The organism is Pseudomonas algeriensis (assembly GCF_048847255.1).
GTDB lineage: Bacteria > Pseudomonadota > Gammaproteobacteria > Pseudomonadales > Pseudomonadaceae > Aquipseudomonas.
The window spans coordinates 124,777-131,665 of sequence record NZ_JBKKRK010000014.1 but is presented as its reverse complement, the minus strand read 5'-3'; the positions used below and the strand labels follow the sequence as shown (position 1 = coordinate 131,665).

The following is a 6,889-nucleotide window of genomic DNA, read 5'->3' as shown; positions in this document are numbered from 1 at the left end:
ACCGTCCCGGCCCGACCACCCTCAAGGGCAACCGTCTACTGATGGAGGGCGATCGTCACTATGACTACGACGCCTACGGCAACCTGGTCCGCGAACGCCGCGGCCATGCCCAGTGCCTCGTCACGCAGTACCGCTACGACAGCCAACATCGGCTCATCGGTGTCACCACCCCCGACGGGAGCGAAACGTCCTACCGCTACGACGCCTTCGGCCGACGCATCGAAAAGACCGTGGACGGCCTCACCACGGAATTCATCTGGCAGGGCGACCAGGTCATCGCTGAAGGCAGCGACCGTCACTACCAGAGCTACGTCTATGAACCCGGCACCTTCCGCCCCCTGGCCCTGCTGGAAGGCGCAGGGCCGGAAAAAGCCACGCCGTTCTATTACCACCTCGACCACCTCGGCACCCCTCAGGAACTGACCAGCCACCAAGGCGAAGTCGTCTGGGCCGCGCGCTACAACGGCTACGGCAAACTCACCGAACTGCGCCACGGCGATGGCAAGCGCCTGGAGCAACCGCTGCGCTTTCAGGGGCAATACCACGATCGGGAAAGCGGCCTGCATTACAACCGGCACCGGTACTACAATCCGGAGACGGGGCGGTACTTGACGCTGGATCCGAGCAAGCTGGCGGGTGGGTTGAATGGGTATCGGTACACCCTGAACCCGACGGGGTGGGTGGATCCGTTGGGGTTGGAAGGTTGCCCTGGCGACGGATGTAAAAAACCTGCCATTGGTAAACAAGACCCGGCGACTAAGGTTGGGGTGGATGAGGGTGAGCCTGCGCTGCCGATGACGGCGGAGCAGCGGAGGGCTCGGATTGATGCGTTGGCGGAAGCGAATGCTTATCGGCGTTTGGATGAGATGGAGCGATCGATACCAGGCGCGCATTTCCTACAGAAACATGGCGCTCAGACTACTACGGAGGCTCAGTTGGAGCGCGTTACGACAGGGCGAAATCCTGGCACTGGGCAAATCGATGTATATCACAGTGGAAGTAATGCAGGGCTACCTGCTATTCCGTCTGCCGCAACTCGTTTCCTTAATCATCGTGATCAGCTCAATGCTATTTATCGAGCTCAATTGATTTTCAGGCGAGCAGGAATCGCCGAGTCTAAAGAACCAATTGAAATGGGGCGGGTAATTGGTGAGGGTTATAAAAGAGATGGTTTGGAGTATATACAGCAAACTAAGGCGATTGTTATTCTTGATACAAGTGGCCTACCTAAGACAGCTTATACAGGACCGAGCACATGAAAAAACCGTTTGATTTGCACTGTATTTGGGGGTTGCTTTTTGTTTTTAGTATTGAGAATACTAATGATGTGGCGCGTGAGGAAATAATAACTTCAAAAAATGTAAATGATGACGAGGAATTGAGCCAGCTATTTGACTTGTTGATTCGTCCGGATTTTTTATGTCACACTTCAAAAGAGCAGATTTTACTAATTGATACTCTTGCCTATTTCTTAGGGTGCGATGACAGTTTTGATAGAGTTTTTTTAAATTTGGATACATACTTCGATCAGAAGGTTGAAGATCAGCGCAGATTTATGAGGGTTCTACTGGCTTCTTTAATGAAGTATAGAGCCGAGGCAATCTGATTAAGTTAGGGTTGGTTATAAATCTAGAAACAGCCTACGCAATTAACCAGACACACAACGTTTTCCATAAGAGGGGCTGCTACGCAGCCCAGCGGGAGCAAGCTCCCTCGCCACAGGATTTGTAGCTGCCATGCCGTTGGGGTGAAGGCACCCATTTTCACACCGACAGCCCCAACTCCAGGACCGGTACCTGCTCGATCGCACCATTAATCAAATACAAACTCCCCCCAACAATCTCCTTGGCATGGTGCTTAGCCTGGGAAGCGAGTTCGGCCAGCTGACTGGCATCCAGCCCCGCACAAGCCTCCGAGCGCAGGTGCACCACCCCAATCGACAGCGACAGCAACGCAAATTCCTGCCGCACCCCCTGTCGGTTCAGCGCAGTAAAACAACCAGCCTCCAAGTGCTCGGGCCGGTAGAAGCGGCGGCAGTGGTTCTGGAAGTCGTTCAACAATTGGGTCAGGCGTTTGCGCCAATCATCCGGGCCGAGGACCAGTAGGAAGTCGTCGCCGCCGATGTGGCCGACGAAGTCGCGGCTGGGGTCGATGCGTTCGTTCAGGCATTGCGCCAGGCACAGTAGGACTTCGTCCCCGCGACCGTAGCCGTAGATGTCGTTGAAGGGTTTGAAGCTGTCGATGTCGACGTAGCAGATTACCGACTCCTGACGCTGCTGCAGCAAGCGGGTAAGGCATTGTTGGATCGGCACGTTGCCGGGCAGCAAGGTCAGCGGGTTGGCGTAGCGGGCCTGTTGGATCTTCAGTTCGGTGATGAGCTTGAGCACGTCGATCACGCGCCCCAATCCCATGTAGCTGCCATTGAGGGTGATGATGAAATCTTCTTCGATGCGTTGTCGGGCGCGGCTGGTGATCAGGCGGCTGACTTGTTGCAACGATTGGTTGAGTTCCACCGCGAGGAAGTCGTCGCTCATCAGGCGGCTGATGGGCTTGCGCGCGAAGAGGTCGGTGGCGAAGGGTTTGAGCAGCGCGTCCGAAAGCGAATGACGATGGACGATGCCGCACGGCTGGCCACGGTCATCCAACACTGCCAGGGAGTTGAGGTTGGCCTGGCGGCGGAACGCATCCAGGACTGCCGCCGTCGGGGTGTCGTGGGCCACCGCCGGTTGTTCGTTGAGTAGGGCGCCGAGGTCGCTCACTTCATCGCCCAGAGGCACCACCCCGCTGTCCTGCCGGGGCATCAGCGCTTTGGCATCCTGGCACGGGTGTTCCTGGGGCCGGGCAAGCAGATACCCCTGGACCAGATCGACGCCCATCTCGATCAGCACGGCCAGTTCTTCCGGCAGTTCTATTCCCTCGGCGATCACTTGGGCCCGTGATGCCTGGGCGATTTTCAGGATGGAACCCACGAATTCTCGCTTGAGCGCGTCCTGGTGAATGCCATCGATGAAGTGCCGGTCGATCTTCACGTAATCGGGGCGCAGTTCCGACCAGAGCCGCAGGCTTGAATAACCGGCGCCAAGGTCGTCCAGCGCAATGGAAAAACCCATCGCCCGATAATGATGCAGAGCGGTTTGCAGGAGCTGGAAATCATCGATCGGGGTTTGTTCGGTCAGTTCGATGACGACTTGGCTGGGCGGGATGCCGAAGTCCTGCAACAACTGCAACGTACGACCGGTCTGGTGTGCCGATTCAAGCAGGGATTCGGGCGAGACGTTGAGAAACAGCTTGCCCGGCAGTTTTTGCTCATTGAAGCGCTGGCAGGCGCTGCGACGGCAGGCCAGCTCCAGTTCGCTGAGTCGCCCGGCCTGGCGAGCCACCGACAGCAATGCGACAGGGGAGTGCAAGGGGCTGTTGGACGGGCCGCGAGTCAACGCTTCGTAACCCAGGATGCGTCGTTCGGAGAGGCATACGATGGGTTGGAACAGACTGTGCAAACCGCTTTGACTCAGGATCGAGCTCAAGGCACCCAGCTGTTCTATCGTGGTCATGGCAGTCTCTGGCGATAAAAAAAGGACGGGGCGCAACCCCTGCTGGGGCGCGCCCGGTCCTGTATTTCACGACAGACTGATGTCAGTTTGATGACACTCCGCCGAGCATCACCATTAAATGGCCATCATCTCAGTGCTTGGCGACCGCCGTGTTGAGTTTCAGGTAATCCAAAAGGATTCGCCCGGTTTCACTCAGGTAGGCATCATCTTCCGGCTTGGTCTTTTCCGGCTCGGTAATCAGGTCTTCGTCTTCTTTCTTCAGCTCTTTGAGCGGCTCTTCGCCCTTGGCCTTGCGACGCAGGTTTTCCATCGCCAGTTGCTTGGCCTCGATGTCGGCGTGCTGTGCGCGGCGGTCGGCTTCATTGAGCGTGACGGTTTTTTCGGTCATCAATTTTTGCGCCAAGGCCAGCTTGTCGCGAATGAACACGAATTCAGCGTCCTGGGCGGTGCGGGTGTCATGTTCGGACTTGAGCTGGGCCAGGAATGGCTTGAATGGGTCCACGGCCGGCTTGATCGCGGGACGGATGGTGTCCCACGGCATGGCTTCGGGCAGGGCGCTTTCACCGATTTCCTTGGTGTCGATGATCGACGGGTAATCGATATCAGGCAACACGCCCTGATGCTGAGTGCTCTGGCCGGAAACACGGTAGAACTTCGCCAGGGTCAGTTTCAGTTCGCCGTGGTTCAACGGCTGGATGGTCTGCACGGTGCCCTTGCCGAAAGTCTGGCCGCCGATGATCAAGGCGCGGTGGTAGTCCTGCATGGCACCGGCGAAAATCTCCGAGGCTGAAGCGGACAGTCGATTGACCAGCAAGGCCATCGGGCCTTTGTAGAATGCGCCCGGGTTCTCATCTTCCAGCACATCGACCCGGCCATCGGCATTGCGCACGAGCACGGTCGGGCCTTTGTCGATGAACAGGCTGGTCAATTCGGTGGCTTCTTGCAGCGAGCCGCCGCCGTTGTTGCGCAAATCGATGACGACGCCGTCGACCTTTTCCTTTTGCAGTTCGGTCAGCAGCTTCTTGACGTCGCGCGTGGTGCTCTTGTAGTCCGGATCTCCGGCGCGGAAAGCCTTGAAGTCCAGGTAGAACGCCGGGATCTCGATGATGCCGAGCTTGTAGTTCTTGCCGTCCTGCTTGAGTTTCAGGACCGATTTCTTCGCGGCCTGTTCTTCCAGCTTCACTGCTTCACGGGTGATGGACACGACTTTGCTGGTCTGGTCATTTGGCGCATTGCTGGCCGGAATGACCTCCAGGCGGACCACCGAGCCTTTCGGGCCACGGATCAGCTTGACCACTTCATCCAGGCGCCAGCCGACCACGTCGACCATTTCCTTGTTGCCTTGGGCGACACCAATGATCTTGTCCGCCGGACCGACCTGCTTGGTCTTGTCCGCCGGGCCCGCGGGCACCAGGCGCACGATTTTGACCTGGTCGTTGTCGCTTTGCAGGACCGCGCCGATGCCTTCCAGGGACAAGCTCATGTTGATGTCGAAGTTCTCCGCGTTATCCGGCGACAGATAATTGGTGTGCGGGTCGTAGGACATTGCAAAGGTATTGATGTAGGCCTGGAAGATATCCTCGGCCCGGGTCTGGTCCAGACGCGCCAATTGGTTCTTGTAGCGCTTGGTCAGGGTTTCCTGGATCTGCTTGGGATCCTTTCCGGCGATCTTCATGCGCAGCACTTCGTCCTTGACGCGTTTGCGCCACAGGTCGTCGAGTTCGGCCGTACTTTTGAGCCAAGGCGCGTCCTTGCGGTCGACCAGCAAGGTTTCCTTGGCATTGAAATCGATTTTGTCGACACCCTTGTTCAATTCGGCAAGGGCGTAATCCAGGCGCGCCTTGACGCGGTCCAGGTAGCGCTTGTAGATAATGAACCCGGCGTTCAGGTCGCCGCTTTTGAGGAAGTCGTCGAATTGAGTCTTCCACTTGTCGAATTCGGCAATGTCACTGGCCAGGAAATAGCTGCGCGACGGATCAAGCAGCTTCAGGTAGCTGTCATAGATGATGACAGAGCGCGCGTCATCGAGCGGCGGCTTGCTGTAGTGATGACGCTTGAGCAACTCAACGACGTTAAGGCTGGCGATCACCTCGTCGCGATCGGGCTGAAGCTTGTCCCAGCTGTTGGCCGCGAGCGCAGTGCTCGAAAGCGTCGAAACGCCGAGGCCAATGAAGAGGGCAAGTGCAGTACTGGGGAACAAGTGCTTCATGCTGATTCGACGCAGGGACAATTGATAACGCATATTAGGCCGTCTTTGAAGTCGCCGGTTCCATGTGGCCCGGGCGCATAATGCAAGAAAGCCCGGCGTTATAGCAGCGGGCCCAGTCGAGACTCACTATGGAGGCACCGTGAAAGCATTGCAAGGCGTTGAAGGCCAAGTGGTATGGGCAGATGAGCCAAGTCCGGCCTGCGATGCGGGCCAAGTTCGCATCCGCGTGGCTGCCGCCGGCCTGAATCGGGCCGATTTGCTGCAAAAAGCCGGGCATTATCCACCGCCACCCGGCGCGAGCCAGGTGTTGGGGCTGGAATGTTCGGGAGTGATCAGTGAAGTCGGGCCGGGCTCCTCCTGGCAGGTCGGTGACCGCGTCTGCGCGTTGCTGGCTGGCGGTGGAATGGCCGAAGAGGTAGTGGTCGATGGCCGCCATGTCTTGCCCGTGCCGGAAGGCCTGTCGATGGCCGAAGCGGCCGCGCTGCCTGAGGTCTACGGCACCGCGTGGCTGAATCTGTTCCAGCTTGCCGGCCTGCGGCCAGGCGAAAAAGTGTTGCTGCATGCCGGCGCCAGTGGCGTCGGTTCGGCGGCGATCCAGCTCTGCAAGGCGTTTGGCAACCCGTGCTGGGTCAGCGTCGGTTCGGCGGATCGCCTGGCCTATTGCGAAGCATTGGGGGCCCAGGGCGGCGTGGTTCGCACCGACGATATCAACAGCCTGAACGACTTCGCGCCCTTCGACGTCATTCTCGATCCGGTCGGCGCGAACTACGCCGGCCTCAACGTGAAACTTTTGTCAGTTGACGGCCGCTGGGTGCTGATCGGCCTCATGGGCGGCCGCACGACCGAACTCGACCTGGCCCAGGTGCTGGGCAAGCGCATCCAACTGCTGGGTTCGACCCTGCGCAGTCGCAACGATCAGTTCAAGGCTGACTTGATCAGCGAATTGGGGCAGAACGTATGGCCGCTGTTTACCGATAAACGCCTGAGTCCGCAGCTGGCCAGGACGTTTGCAATCGCCGATGCCGAGGCGGCGTTTGCGGAGCTGGCGACCAATCAGGTGTCCGGGAAGTTGGTGTTGGTGATCGACGAGAGCTTGAGCTGATCGGTCCCCTGTGGCGAGGGAGCAAGC

At 58.2% G+C, this 6,889-nt stretch carries 5 protein-coding genes; 3 read left to right on the top strand and 2 right to left on the bottom strand.

Features of this window, described 5'->3' with window-relative positions:
• Both ACLK1G_RS19985 and ACLK1G_RS19980 read left to right on the top strand, forming a co-directional pair.
• The coding region (locus ACLK1G_RS19985) for an RHS repeat domain-containing protein (protein WP_420766994.1) at window positions 1-1,259 on the top strand (1,259 nt) is incomplete at its 5' end.
• Entirely contained in the window at window positions 1,256-1,606 is a 351-nt protein-coding gene (locus ACLK1G_RS19980) for a hypothetical protein (RefSeq protein WP_420766993.1), read from the top strand. The genes ACLK1G_RS19985 and ACLK1G_RS19980, both read left to right, overlap by 4 nt.
• 157 nt (window positions 1,607-1,763) lie before the next feature.
• Here ACLK1G_RS19980 and ACLK1G_RS19975 read toward each other — a convergent pair whose 3' ends face one another.
• Both ACLK1G_RS19975 and ACLK1G_RS19970 read right to left on the bottom strand, forming a co-directional pair.
• Window positions 1,764-3,551, bottom strand: a complete 1,788-nt coding sequence (locus ACLK1G_RS19975; protein ID WP_420766992.1) for a bifunctional diguanylate cyclase/phosphodiesterase — start codon at window positions 3,549-3,551, stop codon at window positions 1,764-1,766.
• A gap of 130 nt (window positions 3,552-3,681) precedes the next feature.
• A complete protein-coding gene (locus tag ACLK1G_RS19970; protein WP_420767000.1) occupies window positions 3,682-5,760 on the bottom strand; it encodes a carboxy terminal-processing peptidase in 2,079 nt (692 codons plus the stop codon).
• Window positions 5,761-5,899: 139 nt separating this feature from the next.
• Here ACLK1G_RS19970 and ACLK1G_RS19965 point away from each other — a divergent pair, with 139 nt between their 5' ends.
• A complete protein-coding gene (locus ACLK1G_RS19965) occupies window positions 5,900-6,862 on the top strand; it encodes a zinc-binding dehydrogenase (protein ID WP_420766991.1) in 963 nt (320 codons plus the stop codon).
• The last annotated feature ends 27 nt before the right edge of the window (window positions 6,863-6,889 follow it).

Bases quoted from the DNA above. Each gene is read 5' to 3' on its own strand.
- ACLK1G_RS19980 (WP_420766993.1), top strand. From the start codon at position 1,256: ATGAAAAAACCGTTTGATTTGCACTGTATTTGGGGGTTGCTTTTTGTT.
- ACLK1G_RS19975 (WP_420766992.1), bottom strand. From the start codon at position 3,551: ATGACCACGATAGAACAGCTGGGTGCCTTGAGCTCGATCCTGAGTCAA.
- ACLK1G_RS19970 (WP_420767000.1), bottom strand. From the start codon at position 5,760: ATGAAGCACTTGTTCCCCAGTACTGCACTTGCCCTCTTCATTGGCCTC.